The sequence below is a fragment of the Kribbella sp. NPDC026611 genome (genome assembly GCF_040638345.1).
Lineage (GTDB): Bacteria > Actinomycetota > Actinomycetes > Propionibacteriales > Kribbellaceae > Kribbella.
In genome coordinates this window covers 39,728-63,457 of record NZ_JBEZYC010000002.1, presented here as the reverse complement: position 1 = coordinate 63,457, position 23,730 = coordinate 39,728, and the positions used below count along the sequence as shown (strand labels likewise).

General features: G+C 69.6%; 18 protein-coding genes and 1 tRNA gene. 13 read left to right on the top strand and 6 right to left on the bottom strand.

The genetic code is table 11. The features are described from left to right. The first annotated feature begins 12 nt into the window (after nucleotides 1-12). Nucleotides 13-86: transfer RNA gene (locus AB0E69_RS06455), tRNA-Pro, on the top strand. 49 nt (nucleotides 87-135) lie between these two features. Continuing rightward, nucleotides 136-915, top strand: coding sequence for a group I intron-associated PD-(D/E)XK endonuclease (locus tag AB0E69_RS06450; protein WP_360140588.1), 780 nt, complete (start codon nucleotides 136-138; stop codon nucleotides 913-915). A 34-nt stretch (nucleotides 916-949) separates the two neighbouring features. On the opposite strand, the gene AB0E69_RS06445 is transcribed toward AB0E69_RS06450, so the two are convergent. Beyond that, nucleotides 950-3,121 (bottom strand): MMPL family transporter, encoded by a 2,172-nt coding sequence (locus AB0E69_RS06445; protein ID WP_360140585.1) that lies wholly within the window; start codon nucleotides 3,119-3,121, stop codon nucleotides 950-952. 88 nt (nucleotides 3,122-3,209) lie between these two features. Further along, on the bottom strand, nucleotides 3,210-3,758 hold the full coding sequence (locus tag AB0E69_RS06440) for a helix-turn-helix domain-containing protein (protein ID WP_360140582.1): 549 nt from the start codon (nucleotides 3,756-3,758) through the stop codon (nucleotides 3,210-3,212). Between the two features lie 119 nt (nucleotides 3,759-3,877). On the opposite strand from AB0E69_RS06440, the gene AB0E69_RS06435 reads away from it, so the two are divergent. Next, nucleotides 3,878-4,822 carry a trypsin-like peptidase domain-containing protein gene (locus tag AB0E69_RS06435; protein ID WP_360140579.1) on the top strand — a complete coding sequence of 315 codons (945 nt, stop codon included), beginning with the start codon at nucleotides 3,878-3,880 and terminating at the stop codon, nucleotides 4,820-4,822. Here AB0E69_RS06435 and AB0E69_RS06430 read toward each other — a convergent pair. Genes AB0E69_RS06430 through AB0E69_RS06420 form a run of 3 tightly spaced genes read right to left on the bottom strand, consistent with a single transcriptional unit; the run spans nucleotide 4,809 to nucleotide 6,167 of the window. Beyond that, on the bottom strand, nucleotides 4,809-5,183 hold the full coding sequence (locus tag AB0E69_RS06430) for a hypothetical protein (RefSeq protein WP_360140576.1): 375 nt from the start codon (nucleotides 5,181-5,183) through the stop codon (nucleotides 4,809-4,811). The two genes, AB0E69_RS06435 and AB0E69_RS06430, sit on opposite strands and share 14 nt — an antisense overlap. A 22-nt stretch (nucleotides 5,184-5,205) precedes the next feature. Further along, nucleotides 5,206-5,514: a hypothetical protein gene (locus AB0E69_RS06425; protein ID WP_360140573.1), complete on the bottom strand. Its 309-nt coding sequence runs from the start codon at nucleotides 5,512-5,514 to the stop codon at nucleotides 5,206-5,208. After that, a complete protein-coding gene (locus AB0E69_RS06420) occupies nucleotides 5,508-6,167 on the bottom strand; it encodes an MBL fold metallo-hydrolase (RefSeq protein ID WP_360140570.1) in 660 nt (219 codons plus the stop codon). Before AB0E69_RS06420 ends, AB0E69_RS06425 begins: the two co-directional genes overlap by 7 nt. A gap of 177 nt (nucleotides 6,168-6,344) precedes the next feature. Between AB0E69_RS06420 and uvrA the strand changes: the two genes are divergently transcribed. From uvrA to AB0E69_RS06385, 7 genes are all read left to right on the top strand, one after another. Further along, nucleotides 6,345-9,440, top strand: coding sequence for an excinuclease ABC subunit UvrA (uvrA, locus tag AB0E69_RS06415; RefSeq protein WP_360140567.1), 3,096 nt, complete (start codon nucleotides 6,345-6,347; stop codon nucleotides 9,438-9,440). Nucleotides 9,441-9,705: 265 nt separating this feature from the next. Then, on the top strand, nucleotides 9,706-10,047 hold the full coding sequence (locus AB0E69_RS06410; RefSeq protein WP_360140564.1) for a hypothetical protein: 342 nt from the start codon (nucleotides 9,706-9,708) through the stop codon (nucleotides 10,045-10,047). Between the two features lie 14 nt (nucleotides 10,048-10,061). Then, the gene (locus tag AB0E69_RS06405; protein WP_360140561.1) at nucleotides 10,062-10,367 is read left to right on the top strand and encodes a hypothetical protein; all 306 of its coding nucleotides are present in this window, start codon (nucleotides 10,062-10,064) and stop codon (nucleotides 10,365-10,367) included. Between the two features lie 64 nt (nucleotides 10,368-10,431). Further along, nucleotides 10,432-10,791, top strand: a complete 360-nt coding sequence (locus tag AB0E69_RS06400; RefSeq protein ID WP_360140558.1) for a DUF6507 family protein — start codon at nucleotides 10,432-10,434, stop codon at nucleotides 10,789-10,791. Further along, nucleotides 10,788-11,045, top strand: coding sequence for a hypothetical protein (locus AB0E69_RS06395; RefSeq protein WP_360140555.1), 258 nt, complete (start codon nucleotides 10,788-10,790; stop codon nucleotides 11,043-11,045). The genes AB0E69_RS06400 and AB0E69_RS06395 overlap by 4 nt, the downstream gene beginning before the upstream one ends. 88 nt (nucleotides 11,046-11,133) lie before the next feature. Then, nucleotides 11,134-16,950, top strand: coding sequence for a toxin glutamine deamidase domain-containing protein (locus AB0E69_RS06390; protein ID WP_360140552.1), 5,817 nt, complete (start codon nucleotides 11,134-11,136; stop codon nucleotides 16,948-16,950). A gap of 19 nt (nucleotides 16,951-16,969) precedes the next feature. Further along, a complete protein-coding gene (locus AB0E69_RS06385; RefSeq protein ID WP_360140549.1) occupies nucleotides 16,970-17,230 on the top strand; it encodes a hypothetical protein in 261 nt (86 codons plus the stop codon). A gap of 4 nt (nucleotides 17,231-17,234) precedes the next feature. Here the strand turns inward: AB0E69_RS06385 and AB0E69_RS06380 are convergent, their stop codons facing one another. Continuing rightward, nucleotides 17,235-18,131, bottom strand: a complete 897-nt coding sequence (locus AB0E69_RS06380; protein WP_360140546.1) for a hypothetical protein — start codon at nucleotides 18,129-18,131, stop codon at nucleotides 17,235-17,237. A gap of 149 nt (nucleotides 18,132-18,280) precedes the next feature. Between AB0E69_RS06380 and eccCa the strand changes: the two genes are divergently transcribed. Genes eccCa through AB0E69_RS06365 form a run of 3 tightly spaced genes read left to right on the top strand, consistent with a single transcriptional unit; the run spans nucleotide 18,281 to nucleotide 23,714 of the window. Next, the gene (gene eccCa / locus AB0E69_RS06375) at nucleotides 18,281-22,279 is read left to right on the top strand and encodes a type VII secretion protein EccCa (protein ID WP_360140543.1); all 3,999 of its coding nucleotides are present in this window, start codon (nucleotides 18,281-18,283) and stop codon (nucleotides 22,277-22,279) included. Further along, nucleotides 22,276-22,665, top strand: coding sequence for a hypothetical protein (locus AB0E69_RS06370; RefSeq protein WP_360140540.1), 390 nt, complete (start codon nucleotides 22,276-22,278; stop codon nucleotides 22,663-22,665). The genes eccCa and AB0E69_RS06370 overlap by 4 nt, the downstream gene beginning before the upstream one ends. Further along, nucleotides 22,665-23,714, top strand: a complete 1,050-nt coding sequence (locus AB0E69_RS06365; protein ID WP_360140537.1) for a DUF6177 family protein — start codon at nucleotides 22,665-22,667, stop codon at nucleotides 23,712-23,714. Before AB0E69_RS06370 ends, AB0E69_RS06365 begins: the two co-directional genes overlap by 1 nt. Nucleotides 23,715-23,730: the final 16 nt, after the last annotated feature.

The window sequence follows — 23,730 nt, the reverse complement described above, 5'->3', positions numbered from 1 at the left end:
GAGAGCGGGCAACGGGCTGTGGCGTAGTTTGGTAACGCGTCTGGCTGGGGGCCAGAAGACCGCAGGTTCAAATCCTGTCAGCCCGACCCTCGAAGGGGCACCGATTCTGTCGGTGCCCCTCTTTACGTTTCTCCCATGAAGCCATCGGGGGACCGGCGGACCTGGAACGACGAACAGCTGCGCCAAGCAGTCGAAGGCAGCCGTTCCTGGCGCGCGGTCGCCCGCGCACTGGGACTGCACGGGACCTCCGCAGGCACGATCCGCGTGCTGAAACGCCACGCCGTACGTCTTGCGCTGGACACCGCCCACTTCACCGGCCAACGACGCTGGTCCGACCGAGAGCTGCGTGCTGTGATGCGCGACGCGACTTGCTGGGCGGATGTGATCGCCGGACTGGGAGTCAGCGACGGGTCGGAGAGCCGGGTGCGGATCAAGGGGCATGCGGTTCGGCTCGGGCTGGACTGCTCGAGCCTGAGACCTTCGGAGCGTGAAGCATTGTCTGGTGACGTCTTCGATCAGCCCGTTCGACCGGAGTCGCTGCGGAGCTCGGCGCCCGCGCTGGCCATGGCTTGGTTCAGTCTGCGGGGTTGTGCGGTGGCGTTGCCGATCGAGCCCGAGGTCTACGACCTGCTGGTGACTACGGCGAAGGGCGTCCAGCGGGTACAGGTCAAGAGCAGTGCGCGCCCGGACGCCCAAGGGCACTGGGGCGTGGAGATTGGACGGCGGCCGTATGTGCTCGACAAGTCGGCGAGCAAGATGCCGTACGACCCAGACGACATCGACCTGTTCTTCGTCGTGCTGGGTAACGGAGCCATGTACGTAATCCCCAGTTCGGTGCTCGGCGGCCGAGTCCGCATCTACGCCGACACCTACGCGCCGTACCTGGTCGGCGATGCTTCCGGCCTGATGCATTGAGGGGCACCGATCGGTGCCCCTCAATGTGCTGCTGTCAGTGCACCTCGGCGAGTTGTTTCGGCTCTGGTTCGGTGGGGTGTAGGGACTCGCCTTCGATGTCGACGCGGGGGGTGATGCGGTCCAGCCACTTGGGGAACCACCAGGCTCGGTCGCCGAGGAGGGAGAGGATGGCGGGGACCAGCGTCATGCGGACCACGAAGGCGTCGATGAGGACGCCGATGGTGAGGCCGAAGCCGATGGCTTTGATGATGGGGTCTTCGACGAGGATGAAGCCGGCGAAGACGGACGCCATGATCAGCGCGGCGGCGGTGACGACCCGGGCGCCGTGGCCGAGGCCCTGGATGGTGGCGTCGTTGGCGTGCCGGCCATGCACGAACTCCTCGCGGACGCGGGACACGATGAAGACCTCGTAGTCCATCGCCAGGCCGAACAGGATGCCCATCATGATGATCGGCAGGAAGCTGACCAGCGGACCGGGGGAGTCGATGCCGAACAGGCTCGCCAGGTGACCCTCCTGGAACACCGCCACCGTGATCCCGAACGTCGCACCGATCGTCAGCACGAACCCGAGCGTCGCCTTCAACGGCACCAGCACCGACCGGAACGCCAGCAGCAACAGCAGGAACGACAACCCGATCACGAGGAACAGGTACGTCGGCAACGCGTCGGACAGCTTGTTCGACACGTCGACGCCGACCGCGGTGTTCCCGGTCACCGAGATGCTCGTCGCACCGCTCGACAGTGGCTGAACAGCCGATCGCAGGTCCTTGACCAGGTCAGCCGTCTCTTCACTGGCCGGTCCACTCTTCGGGATCACCTGCACCAACCGCGTCGTACCGTCCGGGCTCGCCGCGGCCGGCTGAGCCGCCACCACATCATGCAGGCCCTGCGTCTTGCCCAGCACCTGCTGCACGATCCCGTTGGCGGTCGCCGCGTCGTTGCTCTTCACAACCACCACTAGCGGCCCGTTCGCACCCGGCCCGAACGCGGCTGCGGTCAGGTCGTAAGCAACCCGCTGGTTCGTCCCTGCCGCGGCCGACGCGCCGTCCGGCAGCGCGAGCCGCATGCTCTGCGACGGGATCGCCAGCAACCCCAGCCCGATGATGCCCACAGCAACGATCGGCACCCGGAAGCGCGTGACCAGCCGCCCCCACCGGAACCCGAACCCTTCCTTGGCCGGCACAGCAGTCGGGTCCTTCCGCAGCTTCCGCGGCAGCACCCGGTTCCCGACGAACCCGAGCAACGCCGGCAGCAACGTCAACGCCACCAGTACGGCGGTCAGCACGGTAGCCGCGGCCGCCAGCCCCATCGCCGTCAGGAACGGTACGCCGACCACCGACAACCCGGTCAGCGCGATCACCACGGTCGCACCGGCGAACAGCACGGCCGACCCAGCCGTCGCGGTCGCCCGCGCCACCGACTCTTCCGGATCGACCCCTTCGGCCAGCTGCGACCGGTGCCGCGAGCTGATGAACAACGAGTAGTCGATCCCGACCGCGAGCCCCAGCATCAACGCCAGGATCGGCGCGGTCGACGACACATCCGTGAATGCCGTGACGACGAACAACCCAGCCATCCCGGCCAGTACGCCGAGCAGCGCCGTCACCAGCGTCATACCCGCGGCGACCAGCGACCCGAACGTGACGACGAGTACGACAGCCGCCACCGCGACACCGATCGCCTCGGTCGCGCCGATCTCCGGAACCCCCGCCTTGATCTGCCCGCCCGGCACGACCTTCAGGTCACCGGAGCTCAGCCCGCTCAACCCGTCGTACCCGTTGCTGCTGTCCTTGGTGAGCTCGTCGGCCGGCTTGTCGAACTGGACGCTGATGAGTCCGGTCCGCCCGTCCGGGCTGATCGCCTTACTGGTGAACGGGTCGATCGCCGCGATCACCTCGGGCACCTTCGCGACCTTGGCGACCGTCGCCCCGACCGCGGCCTTCACCGTCGGGTCGGCGAGCGTCTTGCCTTCCGGAGCCTGTACGACGACCGTAGCGGACGCGCCGCTCGCGGCGGGCAGCTCCTGCTTCAGGGCGTCGAGCGCGCGCTGCGACTCGGTACCCGGGATCGAGAACGTGTTCGCCGTCTTGCCGCCCAGCGTGAGCGCGCCGACGCCGAGCAGGACGAGGAAGAGCGCCCACACGGCGGCGACGAGCCGCCGGCGCTGGTAGGAGAACCGGCCGAGCCGGTACAGCAGATTGGCCATCGGAGTGCGTCCGTTCGATTCGGTACGGCGTACGGGCAGGGGTGATCGCCCGCCGGACAGGGGCGCCGGCGGCCGAAGTACGGATGGATCAGGCGCGTCTCAGCAGGCGCCCCAGAGCGATGGTGCAGAGTCGTCGGAGCTCGTCCGCGGAACGTTCTCCGGGACGCCGGCACTCGCCGAGCAGACCGTTCACGGCGAACTTCGCCAGGTCGTGCTCGAGCGGGTCGTCCGACGCGGCCATCAGGCCGATCATCGTCATTCCGTCGGTCACCAGGCCGGCGACCTCGGGCATCTCCTCGATCACCGGGATCACGTCCTGGATGACGTCGGTGACCCCGCGGTACTCCACGGCGAGGTCGATGAAGCCCGCGATCGCGAACTCCTGCGCCTCGGAGCGGCCCATCGCGGCGGCCGCCGCGACCAGCCGGGCCACGTCGGCGGCCGCGGGCTCGAGCACCGCGGCGAGAACGGCCGGCTTGCCGCTGAAGTGGTAGAGCACCGTTGCCTTCGAGCACCCGGCCGCCGACGCGATGTCCTGCAGCGACGTCGCGTTGTAGCCGTTCAGCTGGAACAGGTCCATCGCCTGGCGCAGGATCTCGCGCCTGGTCCGCTCCCGTGCGGGTGTGCTGACTGTCATGGCAGCCATCTTGCCTGACCGATCGGCCAGTTTTCAACCGATCGGTCAGGTTTGTGGTCCGGTTCACGCCGTACCCGCGGTTTGCTTTCGGTGTAATGATGTAATTCAGGAGGCGTGCGATGACCGATGAGCTTGCCGGGGACGATGTCCTCGATGCCTACTCCCGGGTGGTCTCGGGGGTGGCGGAACACCTGATCCCGCGGGTCGCGAGCCTGCGGATCCACAGCCGGCGGGGCGACTCGTCGGGGTCCGCGGTCGTGCTGACCGGCGACGGGCACCTGCTGACCAACGCGCACGTGGTCGGCGACGGCGAGGAGGCGACGGCCGACTTCGCGGACGGTACGACGGCGCAGGCCCGGGTCGTCGGCGTGGACCGGTTGTCGGATCTCGCCGTACTGCGCGCCGACCGGGAGATCCCCGATCCGCCGGAGTACGGCGACGCGGACCACCTCAAGGTCGGCAACCTCGTCGTTGCCGTGGGCAACCCACTCGGGCTCGCCGGCAGCGTCACGGCCGGCGTGGTGAGCGCCCTCGGCCGCTCGCTCCCGGTCCGCAGCGGCTCGGCGCAGCGAATCATCGAGGACGTCATCCAAACCGATGCCGCCCTCAACCCCGGCAACTCCGGGGGAGCACTGGCCGATGCCCGCGGCCGGGTCATCGGCATCAACACGGCCGTGGCCGGCATCGGCCTGGGCCTGGCCGTTCCGATCAACCCGACCACGCGCCGGATCATCTACTCGCTGCTCCACGACGGCAGGGTCCGCCGCGCCTATCTAGGCCTGGTCACCAAGCCCGCACCGCTTCAGGCAGCCCTGGCCGAACGCTTCGACCAGCGCACCGCCCTGCGCGTAGTAGAGGTCATCTCCAACAGCCCCGCAGCCATCGCCGGTCTCCGCCAAGGCGACCTGGTCCTGGCTGTCAACGGAGTCCCGCTCCGGGACGCCCAGTCCCTTCAGCGTCAGCTCTTCGCCGACGCCATCTCTCGCCGTACCGAAATCACCGCGGTCCGCAACAACGCCCTGGTGGACGTGATAGCCCACCCGGCAGAACTCACCGACCGCTAGGGGGCAGGAAGTCTGACGGGTCGACCGCCTGCCGGCGCTTCGATCCGCCGCGGATGCCGTACGAGTCGAGAAGCAACTCGGCGGTTTCACGCAGCCCGAGGCGGTCCAGGTAGCCCCAGAACGTGACGCGGTACTGGAACCGCTGCACGACCGGAAACACATCCTGGCGACCGGCGAGTGCAGCACTCATGTCCATGTCGCCGGTCCAGCACTGCAGCAGCTCGCGTCCGTCGTCGTCCCAGCGGAGCCGCGCAAACTGATGACGTCCGGCATACCAGGCCGGCGACCCCTCATGCGCCTGTCCAAGCCGCGCATCCGGCAACCGCTCGGCCAACGCACAAACCTCACGCCAGCTCACCATGCCGCGATCCTCCGCCGATCCACTACCGCAACCGGTAGAACCAGTTGCCGGCAAAGTCTCGCGCCACGGTCTCCTGAGACTCGACGGTGACGCCCTGGAAGGTGATACCGGCCCGTTCGGCCAGGCGCCGCACCTGCTCGCCGAGCTCCGGGTCAGCCGCCAACTGGTCTCGCTGTGCGTCGGTAGCGGTTCCCAGCCAGACCCAGGACCTGTACGGCGGGCTGAGCGCAGGCACGTACTCGACCCGCTCGACTCCCCGGTCGCGGAAACCAGCGATCAGTTCCTGCGTCAACCGGTCGAGCTGCGCCTGCGGAGACGCATCCTTCACCATCCGCGTTCGCGCCACTCCGGGACATGGGGGCGCTCGGTGCCGAGCGTGGTGTCGGCGCCGTGACCGGGGTACACCCAGGTTTCGTCGGGGAGTTGGTGGAAGAGCTTGGACTCGACGTCGTTGAGCAGGGATGTGAAGCGCTCGGGGTCCTTCTGGGTGTTGCCCACGCCGCCGGGGAACAGTGAGTCGCCGGTGAAGAGGTGCGGGGCGCCGTCGGGGTCGTCGTACACGAGGGCGATGGAGCCAGGCGTGTGGCCGACCAGGTGGATGGCGCGGAGCGAGCAGTTGCCGACGGCGATGTGGTCGCCGTCATCCACCAACTGGTCCGTCGGGACCGGGATGCCCTCGGCGTCGTGCTGGCCGGCGACCGTGGTGGCGCCGGTGCGGGCGACGACCTCGGCGAGTGCACCCCAGTGGTCCTGGTGGCGGTGGGTGGTGATGACGCGCGCCAGCCCGCTGTCGCCGATCAGCTGCAGCAGCGTGTCCGCGTCGTTCGCGGCGTCGATCAGCACCTGCTCGTCGGTCTGCCGGCAGCGCAACAGGTACGCGTTGTTGTCCATCGGCCCGACGGCGACCTTGGTGATCATCAGCTGGGCCAGCTCGTGCGTCTGTGCCGGGCCGCCGACCTTGACGTTCCCGTGGTACTCCGGCATGCGTCTCTCCCCTGAAAAGTTCGGTGACGTCCCGATCCTTGCACTTCCGGACGCCTCGGTCATGTCGGTGCGCAGGCATCGCCCGCGGTCGAATATACTTTCGAAGCGGCCCAGGGATCAGGCACCGGTTCCGGCGGCGGAAGTTTTTGTCGGTGGGCCTCGTTAGCATGACCGGGCATGTGGCAGAACCATCCCGGGTACCCCTCGAGAACGGCTGAGAGTGAGCTTGTGTCTGACCGTCTGATCGTGCGCGGAGCGCGTGAGCACAACCTGAAGGACGTCTCGGTCGACCTGCCGCGGGACGCCATGATCGTCTTCACCGGCCTGTCCGGGTCCGGGAAGTCCAGCCTGGCCTTCGACACGATCTTCGCCGAGGGTCAGCGGCGCTACGTCGAGTCGCTCTCGGCGTACGCGCGGCAGTTCCTCGGGCAGATGGACAAGCCCGACGTCGACTTCATCGAGGGCCTGTCCCCGGCCGTCTCGATCGACCAGAAGTCCACCTCGCGCAACCCGCGGTCGACCGTCGGCACGATCACCGAGGTCTACGACTACCTCCGGCTGCTGTTCGCCCGGGCCGGCCGCCCGCACTGCCCGGAGTGCGGCGAGCCGATCGCGCGGCAGACCCCGCAGCAGATCGTCGACCGCGTGCTCGAGCTCGACGAGGGCACCCGCTTCCAGGTGCTCGCCCCGGTCGTCCGCGGTCGCAAGGGGGAGTACCTCGACCTGTTCCGCCAGCTGAGCGGTCAGGGACTGTCCCGGGCCCGCGTCGACGGCGAGACCATCCAGCTCACCTACCCGCCGAAGCTCGACAAGCAGAAGAAGCACGACATCGAGGTTGTCGTCGACCGACTCGCCGTGAAGCGCTCGGCGAAGCAGCGGCTGACCGACTCGGTCGAGACCGCGCTCGGCCTGGCCAGCGGCCTGGTCGTGCTCGACTTCGTCGACCTGCCGGAGGACGACCCGCACCGCGAGCGCCGCTTCTCCGAGAAGCTCGCCTGCCCGAACGATCACCCGCTCGCCATCGACGAGCTGGAGCCGCGGTCGTTCTCGTTCAACTCGCCGTACGGCGCGTGCCCGGTGTGCACCGGCCTCGGCACCCGGATGGAGGTCGACCCGGAGCTGCTCGTCCCGGACCCGTCGAGGTCGCTGGACGAGGGCGCCATCCAGCCGTGGTCGGGGCAGAACGTCTCGCAGTACTTCGAGCGCCTGCTGGACGCGCTGGCCAGGGACCTGAAGTTCAAGACCAGCACGCCGTTCGGTGAGCTGCCGGCCAAGGCGAAGAAGGCCCTGCTCACCGGCCACGACAAGCAGGTCCACGTCTCGTACCAGAACCGCTACGGCCGCGAGCGGTCGTACTACACCACCTTCGAGGGCGTGATCCCGTACGTCGAGCGCCGGCACGCGGAGGCGTCCAGCGACACCGGCCGGGAGCGCTTCGAGGAGTACATGCGCGAGGTCCCGTGCCTGGCCTGCAACGGCGCGCGGCTGAAGCCGATCTCGCTCGCGGTCACCCTCGGCGGCAAGAACATCGCCGAGATCAGCGCGATGTCGATCGACGAGGTGCACGACTTCCTGGTCCGGATGGAGTTGAGCCCGCGGGAGAAGCAGATCGCCGAGCGGGTGGTGAAGGAGATCGGCGAGCGGCTGCGGTTCCTGCTCGACGTCGGCCTGGACTACCTGGCGCTGAGCCGGCCGGCGGGTTCGCTGTCCGGCGGCGAGGCGCAGCGGATCCGGCTCGCGACGCAGATCGGCTCCGGCCTGGTCGGCGTGCTGTACGTGCTGGACGAGCCGTCGATCGGCCTGCACCAGCGGGACAACCGGCGACTGATCGAGACTCTGGTCCGGCTCAAGGAGCTGGGCAACACGCTGATCGTGGTCGAGCACGACGAGGACACCATCGACCACGCCGACTGGGTCGTCGACATCGGCCCGGGCGCCGGTGAGCACGGCGGCCAGGTGGTCGTCTCCGGCACGGTCGAGGACCTGCGCAACCACCCGGACTCGATCACCGGTGCGTACGTCTCCGGTCGTCGCGAGATCCCGATCCCCGCCATCCGGCGACCGCTGACCGAGGGCCGCGAGCTGACGGTGTACGGCGCCCGCCAGAACAACCTGCGCGACATCGACGTGACCATCCCGCTCGGCGTGTTCGTTGCGGTGACCGGTGTGTCGGGCTCCGGCAAGTCGACGCTGGTCAACGACATCCTCTACACGTCGTTGGCGCGGCAGATCTACGGTGCGCGGGCCGTCCCCGGGCGGCACACCAAGATCTCCGGGATGGAGCTGGTCGACAAGGTCATCCACGTCGACCAGTCGCCGATCGGACGGACGCCGCGGTCCAACCCGGCGACGTACACCGGGGTCTGGGACCACGTCCGCAAGCTGTTCGCGGAGACGCCGGAGGCGAAGGTCCGCGGGTACCAGCAGGGCCGGTTCTCGTTCAACGTCAAGGGCGGCCGCTGCGAGGCCTGCTCGGGTGACGGCACGCTGAAGATCGAGATGAACTTCCTCCCGGACGTCTACGTCCCGTGCGAGGTGTGCCACGGCGCGCGGTACAACCGCGAGACGCTCGAGGTGCACTACAAGGGCAAGACGGTCGCGGACGTGCTGGACATGCCGATCGAGGAGGCGTCCGAGTTCTTCGCCGCGATCCCGGCGATCTCGCGGCACCTGACCACGCTCGTCGAGGTCGGTCTGGGGTACGTGCGTCTCGGTCAGCCGGCGCCGACGCTGTCCGGCGGTGAGGCGCAGCGGGTGAAGCTGGCGTCGGAGCTGCAGCGGCGTTCCACCGGCCGGACCGTGTACGTGCTGGACGAGCCGACCACCGGGCTGCACTTCGAGGACATCCGCAAGCTGCTCGGTGTGCTCAGCGGCCTGGTGGACAAGGGCAACTCGGTGCTCGTGATCGAGCACAACCTCGACGTGATCAAGACTGCGGACTGGATCATCGACCTCGGTCCGGACGGCGGCCGCCGCGGCGGCACGCTGATCGCCGAGGGTACGCCGGAGGAGGTCGCGGCGAACCCGGAGTCGTACACGGGCCAGTTCCTGGCCGAGATCCTCGAGGGCCGCGCGGCGAAGCCGAGCGCGAAGCAGCAGGCGACGGCTGCGACGCTGCCGGCCACGAAGAAGACTGCCACCGCGAAGAAGACTGCGACGGCAGCGAAGAAGGTTCCGGCGAAGAAGACCGCGGCCGCCGCGAAGAAGGCGGCAGCAGTGAAGAAGGCAACGCCGGCCAAGAAGACGGCCGCTCGGAAGCGAGTCGCCGGCTGAGGGCCGTGCGGTGGTGAGCTGAAGTGTGGGGGCGCCGGGCAGTGGTCCGGCGCCCTGCACACAGTTGGGTGACAGGCCCGTCCCGAGTGTGGATCGGCGGCGTGTCACCGGTCGAGGATTTCCGCCTGCGCGGAAATGCTTGCCATGCTCAACGATTCCCGCTAGAGCTGTCGCTCGTACTCCGCCGGAGCTGATCCGGACCGGACCGGTGACCCACCGTCCGTTTAGGGTTGGCACGGCGCGACATCGATGCAGAGGAGAAACAGTGAGCGGCCAGCGGTGGAAGATGGAGCGGGATACGCTCAGCGATCTCGCCAAGAAGACGTCGGGCAACACCCAGAACCTCGGCGGCCTGGTGAAGCAGCTGGTCCAGGCGGCGACTCCGCTCGAAGGCAAGATGGCCGGCGCCGGCAAGCAGATGTTCGACTCGTTCAAGTCGCAGGTCGACGGCATCGCGAACGACCTGAACGCCGGCCTCGCCTCGATCAACTCGGCCCAGTCCGGCATGGACACGGCGTACCGCCAAGGTGAGCAGGACATGGCGCAGAACGCCAAGAAGGCGCAGGGCGCCGCCGACTTCAACGCCGCCAAGTTCGGCAAGCACTGAGAGCGGGAGGAACCATGGGCGCGCAGAACAACTTCGACGGAGCCGCCTCCCAGGAGGTCCAGGCCACCATCGCCACGCTCTCGACGCAGATCGAGGCGCTGATCGCAGACCACCGGAAGAACGTCGCGGCAGCTCTCTCGAGCTTCAGCGCGACCGGCGTCTCCGACGAGTACAAGGGCGTCGAGGACCGCTTCAACAAGGCGGCCGACAAGACGATCGAGCTGATCAACTCGCTGAAGGACGTCATGAAGGGCAACGACGGCATCGCCGCCGACACGCAGAGCTCGGCGATGAAGTGGGCCCGCTCCGCCGGCAGCTGATCGGTGGGCGGTACCCGGACCGCGCGCCGACCGCGTCAGGTACGGGGGACTCGAGGGAGCACGGATGGTCAACTGGAAGATCAATGTCGACGGCGTGCAGACGGTGCTGACCAACACCGGGAAGGCCGCCGAGCCGCTGGACGGCCTGATGAAGTCGTACGGCGACGACCTCACCAACCTCATGAACGGTCTGGACTACGACGTGTTCAAGGTCGTGGGAGCCGCGATCGGCGAGTACTCGCAGCACTGGTCGCCGGTGATCGAGGCCGCGGCGAAGCAGATCAACTCCTCACTGACCGGCGCGGCCGAGGCGGTCAAGGCGTACATGAACGGGCAGGAGCAGATGGCGCAGAACGCGCAGCGGGCCGCGGCCAACAACCTGTTGCCGGGCGAGCACGCCGGCGGAAGGAACCGCGCCGTATGACGCAGGACGATCCGGCGGTGGTGGTAGCGCGGGAGCGGCTGGCCGACTGGCTGAACAGTCAGGCGTTTGCCCCGGAGTACGGCGTGACCCTGGACGACCTGGCGAGCTGGGAGGTGCGGCCGGTCGAGGAGTTCCTGCTGTTCGCCCCGCCCGGGTTCGCGAACCAGCTGTTCCTGGTGGCCGGTGACGGCGTCACCGCGTTCGCGCCGAGCTCGACGAGCTTGGGTGACGCGATCGCCGCGGCCCGCCCGTAGCACTGCCCGTCCGCGCCTCCCGCAGTACCGCATCCGAACCAGCCGTTTGCTCCGTAGCAGCCCAGCGTGACCGAGGAATCGAACTGAGATGATCCAACCCGACGGCATCCCGATCGCCGCCCTGAAGAACGTCGTCGACGCGCTCGAGGCGAACGTCCAGCCGCTGAGCGACCTCGGTCCGCAGATCACCACGCTGGGCCAGACGGTGCATCGGACGTTCCAGGGACTCAACGGCTGCTACGAGGCGCCGGAGCGCGACATCCTGACGAACTCCACGCTGCGGATCCAGACGAACTTCGACAAGTTCGGCCCGAGCCTGCCTGCGATGGCGGTGCACCTGCGGAACCTGGCCGGCGAGGTGCACAGCCGGCTCAACACCCTCGAGACCATCCGGCGCGACGCGTACGCGTGGTTGAAGCAGAAGGACGCCAACCCCGACTGGCAAGAAGACGAGGGGATGGTCAACAAGAACAACCAGATGGTCAACGACGTCCACCGGATCATCAAGGAAGAGCTTCCAGACCTCTGCTTCCGCTGCGCGAACGCGATCGTGGCGCTGCACCAGGGCAAGCCGTGGGACCCGAAGACCGGTCTGCGCGAAGGCGAGCAGCCGAAGGAGCAGGCGAAGCAGGAGGGCGACCCGCCGCCGGAGCCGTGGGGTACGACGGAAGAGCTCGACAAGCCGTGGTACGAGGACTGCCTGGACTTCGCCGGCAACGTGCTGGTCGGCATCGTGACCTGCATCGGTGAGACCGTCCAGGGCATTCTGACGCTGATCCCGGTGCTGCCCGCACTGGGCAGCATCGGCTTCCTGCGGGACTGGGCGAAGAGCACTTTCAACTGGGACATGCCGACCTGGGAATCGGCCGGTGCGGCGTGGAAGGGGCTTGCCGGGCTCGCGGCCAATCTCGTCGCCGCGCCGGTCCAGCTGGCCTGGTGGGGCTTCGACCAGGTGACCGGGCAGGACACCCGGCCGCAGTTCGTCAAGGATCTGGGCGAGCAGGGTGTCGAGATGCTCAAGGGCCTGGTCGCCTGGGACGAGTGGTCGAAGAACCCGGGCAAGGCGCTGGGCATGCTGCTGACCAACGTGGTCACAACGGCCGCGTCGTTCGGCGCCGGGGCCGCGGTCAAGGGTGCGGCGCTGGCCGGCAAGTTCGGCGTGGCGAGCGCGGCGGTGGTGAAGGTCGCGAACGTCGTGGACAAGGTCGGCGCGCTCAAGGCGGGCATGCATGACGCCGCGCTGGGCGCGGTGACGAAGATCCCGAAGGTCGGCTCGGTGGTCGAGGGGATGGCGAAGATCCCGATCGTCGGCCACAACTTCAAGCCGTGGAAGGTCGACACTCCGTCGGTGCCGGTGGGCGAGGTGCCGCACGTCGGCGAGACGCCGCACATCGGCGAGAGCCCGACCAGCCACGCACCGAGCGTCGACTCACCCCACGTCGACAGCCCACACGTCGAGGCACCTTCCACAACTCACGATCCGGGTCTGTCGCCCACAACCCACGACCCGGGCGTGTCCCCGACCACACATGACCCGGGTACGGCGCCGACGACGCATGACCCGGGCACGCCGACCACGCACGCGCCTACGACACACGAGCCGGGCACGCCGACGACGTATGAGCCGGCGGCCGCGCCGACGCACACTCCGCAGCCCGAGACACTGACCAACACACCGAGTTCGCACACGCCGGCGAGCCACACGCCAAGCACGCACACTCCGGAAACGCAGCTCCCGGAAACGCCGACGCCGCAGACCCACGTCCCCGAGTCACGCGTCCCGCAGACCCACACCGCCGAGACGCAGGCCTCGCAGACGCACACGCCGCAAACGCACGTGCCCGAGTCGCGCACTCCGGAGACGCCGGAGACGCACACACCGGAAACGCGGACCCCGCAGACGCACACGCCCGAAACGCACGTTCCGGAGTCGCGGACACCGGAGACACACACGCCGGAAACGCATGTCCCGGAGTCGCGCACCCCGCAAACACACGTCCCGGAGTCGCGGACCGCAGAGACACGCACGCCGCAGACACACACGCCGGAAACGCACACGCCCGAGACGCATGTGCCCGAGTCGCGGACCCCGCAGACGCACGCTCCGGAGACGCACACGCCGGAAACGCGTGTTCCTGAGCAGCGGGGGGCGGAGGTGCCGGGGCAGCGGGCGGGGGAGCCGCCGGTGGTGGCGCCGCCGCCGATGATGCCGATGCATCCGGGCGTCCACGCGAACGAGCCGCACGTGCCGTCGCCGCGCGCACCGGAGCCGGCCGGGCGGTTCGCGCCGCAGGGGCGGACCGAAGTACCGCCGGGACGTCGCGTTCCCGAGGGGGAGCGGCCGCGGACCAACCCGGAGGAGCCGGACTACACCGACCCGACCCGAACCGGCGAGCACGCCCCGAGCCAGGCCGACCCGACTCCGTCCTGGCACCAGCGCAACCCCAACGAGCCCGCCTGGCACGACCCGAACCACGACCCCGCCCGACCGCCGGCCCACGACCCGCGCACGGTCGACCACACCGGCAACCCCGAACACGAGTTCGGCCCCACCGGACACCGTCCGGGACAACCGCACCCCGGCGACGAGCCCCGGATGCGGGAGACCGAGGCAACCACCGACCCACGGACCCAGCCGCACCACGTCCGCGACGAGCCGCCGGCCCGAGAGGCCGAGCCCCGCAACGATCCGCGGACTCAGCCGCGGGACGGTGGCGACGGGCCGCGGCCGCGGGATGGTGGGAACGATCCGCGGTACGACGATCCGCGGACCCGGCAGGAGCTGATCGATCAGCTGAAGCCGGAGTACCTGCGCCCGGCGCCGGGCAAGGTGCGGTCGGAGGTCGACCCGTTCTCGCACCTCAGGCCGGACCCGATGGATCCGCGGCGGGTCGAGCTGCGCGACAGCGTCGGGCCGCGGCCGCACGAGAACCCGGAGAACTGGGTCCACAAGGTCAACCCGGACCACGTCCCCGGCGGCCACCACGACTGGAACTGTGCCGACACCGCCCGCGCTGCCTGCGAGATCCTGAACGGGGACGAGCCGCGGCTGGCCGCCGGCCGGACGTTCAAGGCCGGCGCGACGATGGACGAGACGCTGGAGTGGATGGGGCTCGAGGACGTCCCGGAGGCGTACAAGTTCGCCCGTCCGGCGGACCGGCCGGGCGGCTTGGACCTCGACCAGGAGGCGTTCCAGAAGGTCCGCGACGCGCTGCACGGGCGCCCGCCGGGGACGCACGCGAACGTCGGAATGCACTTCGTCGACGGCGGCGGGCACCGGCTGACCGCGTTCGTGGACAAGAACGGCGAGCTGAAGTGGCTGGACGCGCAGAAGTCGCACGCCGCGCGTCAGCACCCGGACGGCAGCCCCGAGCAGAAGGCCGCGATCGAGCGCGACCTGGTGAGGCACGCTGACGAGGTGCCGGTCGCGAACCACATCGACCGGCTCGAGTTCAGCGTCCGCGAGCCGGGTGGTCAGTGGGAGGGCATCCCGCGCCGGGCCGAGACCGCCCCGGCGTCACAACGCCGCTTCGGCCAGACCGAGGAAGGCAACACCCCCGACTGGGCACGCCGCCTCAACCCCGAGGACCCCAGCACGCCGACCCCCGCCCGCCAGCACCCACCGGAGCCCCCCGCCGCTCAGGAAACCGCATCCATCTGGGACCGCCTAAACCCAACCCACCACGAACCCCTCCACACCCCCGAGCCCACGCACACGCCGGAGTCCACGCACACGCCTGAGCCCACGCACTCGCCCGAGCCGGCGACCCCGGAGTGGCCGCGTGAGCATGCACCCGACGAGCAGCCGGCGGCGCATCAGCCGTCGGACCGGCCTTCAGAATCGGCGGATCCGCTGCGCACCTCCGAGCCCGCGACGCCGGAGTGGCCGCGTGAGCGTGCACCCGAGGAACAGCCGGCGGCGCACCACCCGTCGGAGCCGCGGGTGGAGCGGGAGCCGAGGGTGGATCCAGAGGCTACTCAGCGGATTCCGCGGGACGTGATTCGGGATGCTGATGCCACGCAGCGGATTCCGCGTGACGTCATACGGGATGCTGACCACGCGCCGCGGACCCCGGAGCCGCCACGTCAGCCGCAGCACAGGCGGGACCCACAGCAACCGCACCAGCAACCGCGCTACGAGCACCCGCAGCAGCCGGGTTACCGGCCGGGGGAGCAGCCGCCGCGTCGGCCGGAGTATGACCCGCAGCGTCCACCGGAGCAGCCGTATCGGCAGCAGCCGCGGCAGGAGCAGCCGCAGTACCGGCCGGAGCAGCCACGGCCTCGGCAGGAGCAGCCGCAGTTCCGGCAGGAGCCGCCGCGCGAGCCGTACCAGCAGCCGCGTCCGCCGGAGCACGGCCAGCAGCCGCCGCACGAGCGCCCGCAGCACCCGGGGCATCGGCCGGGGGAGCAGCCGCCGCGTCGGCCGGAGTATGACCCGCAGCGTCCACCGGAGCAGCCGTATCGGCAGCAGCCGCGGCAGGAGCAGCCGCAGTACCGGCCGGAGCAGCCACGGCCTCGCCAGGAGCAGCCGCAGTTCCGGCAGGAGCCGCCGCGTCGGGCGGAGTATGAGCGGCGGCCGTCGGAGCATCAGCCCTATCGGGAGCCGGAGCGCGCGGGGCAGGAGCCTGTGCGGCCTCGGGAGGCTGGGGCGGTGCCGCGGCGGTCGCGGAGTGAGTTGGGGGTTGGGCGGGCTGATGCGGTGCGGAAGTTCACGCACGAGATCGGCGACCCGGAGTACCGCGTAGCCAGGGAGGTGGAGCGGGACTTCCAGGACACCTTGAAGTCCGGCCGGCACCAGAAGCGGCTGCTGGACGAGTGGCGCCGGGATCTGCCGGACGGGAACGAGCTTTCGGACCCGGAGCTGCTCGCGATCGACCGCGTGGCCGACGCCCATCGCCAGATGGACATCAACGACGCGCTGAAGCACCACGACGAGCCCGCGCTCGCCGACCTGGAGCTGGAGATCCGGACAGCGGCCTCGGGGATCAACAAGCTGCCGGACTTTCACGGTCCGGTACGGCGTGGCGAGTACGTCGAAGGCGCCGAGCTGGAGAAGGTCCTCGACCGCTACCAACCGGGCCGCAACGTGCCGGAGCGCGGGTTCACGGAGTGGAGCAAGACCTACGAGCCGGGAGGGAACGTCCAGTTCCACCTGAACTCCCGGCACGGCAAGGACATCTCGTTCGGCACGCACCGGGACCGGGTCGTCCACGGGCCGGAGAACCACGTCCGCGTCGAGCGGCGCTGGTTCGACAAGGAGACGGACACGTGGCACATCGAGCTGTCCGACCACGGCCGTGTCCCCGGGCTCAAGAACGTGGAGGTCCCGCAGCGGGCCGCGGAGGCGGTGTCCAACTTCCTGCGCCGCTTCGACGAGGCGGGCGGCGAGGTGCGGGTCCTGGATCCCAAGCACGACGGCGACCTGCTCAGGGACCTGAAGGAGCAGGCGCGCACCATCGCGCAGCGGGAGAGCAAGAACCCGACGGTGAACCGCGGCCGGAAGTACCTGGAGCAGGTGTTCGACGACGCGTCGGGTGCCGGTGAGCGCCGGATCGCGGTCAGCCTGCGGGACGGCAAGTTGCTCGCCGCCGCGGACTTCGCGTTCGACGACAACAACCTGTACATGAGGTTGCTGGGGACCGCGCACGACACGGCTGCCGGACGCGGCGCCCCGGGTGCCGGAATCGCGGCTGCGCACGCGGCGCTGCGGACCGCCCGCGAGAAGGGCCTTCCGATCGACGGCTTCGCGAACGACAACGCGAAGACGCTGTACCGGATCGTCGGCGCCCGGATGGAGCAGCACGGTGGTAGCGCCCACCTGCCGGCGGCCGACGTCCGGTGGCTCGTCGACGAGGCCGACCACCTCCGCGGCGCGACACCAACGGCCACACCTGCACCGCAATGAACAACCCTAAGGAAGCCTGATGTCGGGTAGCTACTACGGAACGCAGGTCATCGAGTCGGTGGCGGTACGCCGGCGGCGGCTCCGTGAGGCCTGGTTGTTCGGGCAGGACCGCGTGAAGAACACCCTGCGGGAGCAGACCGGCAAGCTGTTCGCCAGCGTGATGATCGGTGTGCTCGCGTGCGGCGGCTGCGCCGGGTACTCGTACTTCAAATCGTCCTCCGCGAAGGACAAACCGGCTCCTACCCAAACCGTCCCGGCCAGCCCGTCGCCCAGCAAGTAGCGGCCTACCGCCGGAACACCTGCTCGAACAGGTGCCGCAGCCACGTCCGCCGCGGCGACGGCTTCAACGCTGCCGGCAGCATCACCGTGGGCGGTGTGGCCAACGTCACGGGCACCTGCACCAGACGGTCGCCCTGCAGCCAGAACAGGTCCGGGCAGCACTGGTCCGGCGCGTCCTTGTACGTGTCCGCGACGAACCGCGCCAGCCGGTCAGCCGTCTCCTGCCCGGCGTCGGCCGCGCAGTACGCGACCGTGCTCAACCGCGGCACGCCGAGCAGCACGCCCAGCCCGACAGATGCCTGCGGCAACAAGTTTTCCCGGTCCACGACCGCCATCGAGACCAGCGGGTCGTCGTCCCGGTGCAGCACCGAGAACCCGTCCTGCTCGACCGCTTCCAGGCCGGAGAGCTCGTCCAGCGACAGCTGCACCGGCGACGGTACGTCGGGATCCCCGAGCCCCAGCATCGACCGCCGTACGACGGTCAGCCGGCGGAACTCGGACCCGGTCCGGATGAACACCATCACCTCGAAGTGGTCCCCGAACGGGATCAGCGCGTCCGCGACCGGCCCCGAGGTCCGCGCCGACCAGCCGCGCTGCACCAGCACCGCGCGCTGCCGCTCCGCGACGTCGCCGAACCGGTGCTCCTCGGTCGCGAGCTCACCCTCGGCGACCACCGCGCGCAACCAGGCCTCGATCTGCTCCGCCCACCGCTGCTGTGGTAGCTGCAGGCAACGATCGACGATCTCGCCGACGCCGACCACGGCGGACATCTGCAGCGCGCCGCGGCCCCACCCGACCTCGACGGTGCGTTCGTCGGTGTCCACGACGCACCCCGGCAGCCAGATCGGGGCAAGGTCGGCGATCACCTGGATCACCGCTGAACTGTCCGTTGTGCCTGTCATCCCATGACCTCTCCCACCACTAAAGTGTGCCGGGCCCGTTCGGTAAGCAGTACGAGTCCCCCCGCGTTCTCGCGGGCTGGTCAGCGGAGGAAACCTTAGTGGCAAGCCGGATCGTGCACCGCCCGGCGCGACGCACATCTGCTCCAGGCATGCAGCCGCAGCGCGTGATCGAGCCCGCGCCCACCTTGGGCGGATCCGGTGGCGGCCGTGGCGGCGGCGCGATGATGCCGATCATGCAGGGCGTCGGCGCGGTCGGCTCGATCGCGATGATGACGGTCGGGCGCTCCGGGCCGACGATGATGATCGGTCTCGCCATGGGTGCGGTGACGCTGCTCGGCACGCTCGGCGGCATGCTGGCCGGCCGCGGCGGTGGCGGCAAGCAGCGCAAGGACCAGCGCGCCCGGTACCTCGACTACCTCGAGCGGCTGCGGGACGAGTTCTCGGTGCAGGAGCGCAAGGCCCGCACCGAGGCTCTGGAGCTCAACCCTCCGCCGGACGCCCTGCTCGACTGCGTCGGCGACGTGTCCCGGCTGTGGGAGCGCCGCCGTACCGACAGCGACTTCCTGCAGCCACGCTGTGGCAGCGGGCGGGTGCCGGTGGTGCCGGCCGTGGTCGGTCAGTCCGGCTCCGCGATGGAGCCGCCGGACCAGTTCATGATGGCCGAGGCCAACGCGCTGGTACGTCGTTTCACCCTGATCCCCGACATGCCCCTGACCGTCCCGCTGGACCACGTCGGCAACGTGAGCATCGTCGGCGACCGCGAAGGCGTCGTCCGCGTGGCACGGTCGCTGCTGATGCAGACCGCGGTGTGGCACGCGCCGGAAGACGTGCTGATGGCCGCGGCGTTCCCGCCGCAGGCACTGCCGGACTGGCAGTGGATGTCGTGGCTGCCGCATGTCCAGGACCCGGACCGCAAGACCGGTCCGACCCCGTTCCGACGGATCGCGGACAGCCCGACCAAGCTGTCGCAACTGCTCGCACAGGACCTGTCCAAGCGGGTCCAGTGGGCCACTGAGTCCCGTCGCGGGTCGGTGGACTTCAACGACCGCCGCCGGCTCACCCAGCGCATGCTGGTGTTGCACGACACGTACGGCGACATCTCGGCCGAGGTGCGCCCGCAGGCCGACGACTCGCTGCTGCCCGGCGAGCTGGGCGTCACCGTCCTGCACCTGGTCGCCGACCGGGTGCAGGAGCCCAGCTCTGTGACCATGCGGATCACCGTGTACGGCGACGACGTACAGGTCGAGGACCTGCGTGGCCCGTACCCGATAGCTGCCAGCGGTCAGGTCGACCGCTTCGATGCGGCTTTGGCCGAGGGCATCTCCCGAGAGCTCGCGCCACTGCGGCTATCGGCCGAGTCGCTCGACGAGGACGCGCAGCTCGACAACGTCGACTTCCTGGAGCTGCTGAACCTCACCGACGTCGCCAAGGTCGACTTCAACCAGCTCTGGCAGCCGCGGCCGGACCGGGCGTTCCTGCGGGTGCCGCTGGGTGTCGACGACCACGGCGGCACGACGCTGGTCGACCTGAAGGAGTCTGCGCAGCTCGGTATGGGTCCGCACGGCCTCATCATCGGTGCGACCGGTTCCGGCAAGTCCGAGGTACTGCGGACCATGGTGCTGGCGCTGCTGGCCACGCACCCGCCCGAGGACCTCGCGTTCGTGCTGGTCGACTTCAAGGGTGGCGCGACGTTCGCACCGTTCGACGGCGTACCGCACGTGGCCGGCATCATCACCAACCTGCAGGACGACGCGAGCATGATCGAGCGCGCGTACGCCAGCCTGGCGGGCGAGGTGCAGCGCCGGCAGCAGGTCCTGAAGGACGCGGGCAACATCGCCAACATCACCGACTACCGCCTGTACCGGCGGCAGCGGCCGGACATGCAGCCGTTGCCGCACCTGTTCGTGATCATCGACGAGTTCGGTGAGCTGCTGAACCAGCGGCCGGACTTCATCGACCTGTTCCTGTCGATCGGCCGCATCGGCCGGTCGATCGGTGTCCACCTGCTGCTGTCCAGCCAGCGGATCGAGGCCGGCGCACTGCGCGGTCTGGACACCTACCTGTCGTACCGGCTCGGTCTCCGCACCTTCTCCGAGGACGAGAGCCGCACGGTCCTGGACACCACCGACGCGTTCCACCTACCGCCGCTGCCTGGCTTCGGCTACCTCAAGGTGGACACCAGCGTCTACCAGCGTTTCAAGGCCGCCTACGTCTCCGGCCCGTACGTCGCTCCGACGCTGGACGTCGTCGAGGACGAGGGTGAGGGGGTCCGGCCGCACGAGCTGCCGCCGTACCAGCAGAGCGAGGCGGAGCTGCAGGCACTGGAGGCCAAGCCGGTTGAAGGGCCGAAGGCGACCGAGCGGACCACAGGTCCCACGGTGCTGAACGTCTTCGTCGACCAGGCGCGTAAGGCGGCCCAGCCGGTGCTGAACATCTGGCTGCCGCCGCTGCCCGTTGCGTGCACGCTGGACGGCCTGGCCGGCCGTAGCGACTACGTGGACGGGCGAGGGCTGCAGCTCGCCGTCCGGCCGCCGCAGATGCAGCCGCCGTTCGGTGTGGTCGACGACCCGCGCAACCAGCGCCAGGAGGTCTACCGGCTCGACCTGACGAAGGCCGGCGGCCATGTAGCCCTGGTCGGTGGCCCGCAGTCCGGCAAGACCACCGCGCTGCGCACACTGGTCATGTCGCTCGCGCACACGCATACGCCGGCCGAGGTCGCGATCTACGCACTCGACCTGGCCGGTGGTGGTATGCAGGCGCTCGGCGAGCTGCCGCACGTCGGCGGGGTCGCGCTGCGGACCGACCGGGAGCGCATCCGGCGTACGGTCGAAGAGATCCGCACGATGATCGACCAGCGCGAGCGTGTGTTCCGCAACCACGGCATCGACACCATGGAGGCGCTGCGGGCCGACCATGCGGCCGGACGGATCCCCGAGCTGCCGACCGCAGACATCGTGCTGGTGGTGGACAACTACGGCGCGATCCGGACCACGTTCGACGACCTGGACGAGCCGATGTCGGACATCCTCCAGCGCGGCAGCAGCTACGGCGTCCACGTCGTCGCAGCCATGATGCGGTGGAACGACGTACGCATGCAGAACCAGGCCCTGTTCGGCACGGTGCTCGAGCTGCGACTGAACGACCCGACCGACTCCAGCATCGACCGGCGGCTGCAGGAGGTACTGCGGAAGGCCGGTCCGGGTCGGGCTCTGATCCCGGGCAGCAAGCTGTACATGCAGATCGCTCTGCCGCGGATCGACGGCGTCACCTCGGACGAGAACCTCTCGGACGTGCTGGAGGCACAGGCGGTATCGGTCCGTTCGACCTGGCAAGGCCCGCAGGCACCGCAGATCCGCATCCTGCCGCTGCAGCTCCCACGCGACCAGGTGGCCGACGAGGTGCGGCAGCCGGGCGTGGTGCCGATCGGTGTCGACGAGCAGGCGCTGGCGTCGGTCTACCTCGACCTGGCCGGCCGGGACAGCAGTCTGGTCGTCTTCGGCGACAGCGGCTCGGGCAAGACGAACGTCGTCAAGCTCGTGGTCCAGCAGCTGATCGAGCAGCACGCGTCGGACGAGCTGGTGTTCGCGGTGATGGACCCCCGGCGCGGTCTGCGCGAGTTCGTCCCGCAGGCGTACGTCGGCGGGTACGCACCGACCGGACGGATCGCCAGTGGCCTGGCCGCCGGGGTGTCCGAGGAGCTGGCCAAGCGGATGCCCGACGACAGCGGCCAGGTGCCCGAGGCGGGACTGGGCGGGCCGCGGATCGTCGTCCTGGCCGACGACTACGACCTGCTGACGGCCGGCAACCAGTCGCCGATGGAGGCGTTCCTGCCGTACGTCGCGGCCGGTCGCGACATCAAGCTGCACTTCATCGTCACCCGACGGGCGTCCGGAGCGTCCCGGCAGATGTACGAGCCGTTCATGGCCGCCCTGATGGAGTCCGGTACGGCGGGACTCGTGCTCTCCGGCGACCGCGCCGAGGGTCAGCTCTTCACCGGCGCATACCCGGGGGACTACCCGCCCGGCCGCGGGCTCTTCGTCCGCCGCGGTGATGCACCCGAGCTCGTCCAGCTCGCTCTGGCCGACGATGCACCATCTGCGGCGAGCACAGCACAGGCCGCGGGCAACAGCAGTGGAGGAACGCAATGACCTACGACCTGGTGGCGCTCGTGGACGGGCGCCCGTCGAGCGACGACGTGCTGGCCGGCCTCGCGGCCGCGGGGGAGGACCTCGGCGTCCGCGCGGTGAGTGGCGGAGCGGTCATCCAGCTGTGCGACGAGGAGGAGCGTCCGCTGGTGTCGATCGAGCTGCCGCTGCTGGTGCAGGTGCCAGGCGAGGTCGAGCGGATGCTGGGGACCGAGCCAGGCACGGTCGACACCCCTGCGTGGTGGGTGGAGATCCGCGCCTCCGCGCTCGAAGGCGCCCGCGAACTCGCCGAGAAGTACGCCGACACCCTGGTCAGCCGGCTGGGCGGCAAGGTCTGGACGTCGTCCGGTCTGGGACCCGCGGTGGCGGCGAGCGAAGGGACACACTGATGCCCAACAACCTCGTCTTCAGCCCTGGCGTCGACCTGATCACCGAGAAGGTCGCCGTGGTCATGCAGGATCGCCCGGTGATCGGCATGTCCTCCTGGCTCGTCGACGCGCTCACGTCCGCGAAGATGGAAGCCCGCGACATCCAGCTGGTCACCCCGAAGACCTCACGGCTCACCTGGCCGGTCCGGTCGATGCTGTTCAACGGTGCGTTCTCCAAGTGGGTCGTCACCGCCGACGACGGTGAGTACTACGACGGCCTCAACGGCGTACGGCTCAAGTGGGACGGTGACCTGTTCATCGCGCGGTCCACGGCCAAGCCGGGGGAGCAGACCTCGGACCTGCACCCGGACTACGTGATCCAGAAGGAGCCGTTCGGCCACCTACAGCTCACCGTCCGGGTCCGGCACAAGCCGGTCGCCTCCCTGATGCTCGGCAAGCTCGCAGAGCTTCTGTTCACCCGGACTACGGGCGGCGGCCCGGCCGGCTGGTCCACCTCCGAGCCGGTGACGCAGCCGTGGAGCCCGGACGCGTTGACGGAGTACTGCCGCGACCGTGCACCGGACCCGACCTGGCTGGTCGTGTCCGGCCCGCCCGGAGCGGAGTTCAAGCCGGCGCTCGGCACGCTGGAGGCACGCCGAACCCGGTCCGGTCTGGACGAGACGGTCACGCTGGCGGTCGTGCAGCCCGGCCTGGAGTTCCCGTCGGCGCACGCGATCGGCGACCTGATCGACGAGGTCGCGGACAACTACGAGCTGATCTCCGCGATGGTGATGGGCGCGTACGGCGCCGCCGACGCGACCTACGAGCCGCGCTTCCTCGGCATGCAGTGCCCGATCGGGATCGGCGCCGGCAACGAGGCGATGCGCGGGTCGAGTGTCGAGCAGATGCTCAAGGTCGAGGGCATCCCGCACGCGCTGGCGATCGGGCCCGCGCACGAGCCGGCGCTCTGGTACCCGCTCGGCGACGGCCGGGACCCGAAGGACTGGGAGAAGTACGCGAAGGTGCTGGAGAAACTGATCCCGGCCGAGGCCAGGACCGGCCGGCCGTGAACCGGAACTGGATCGG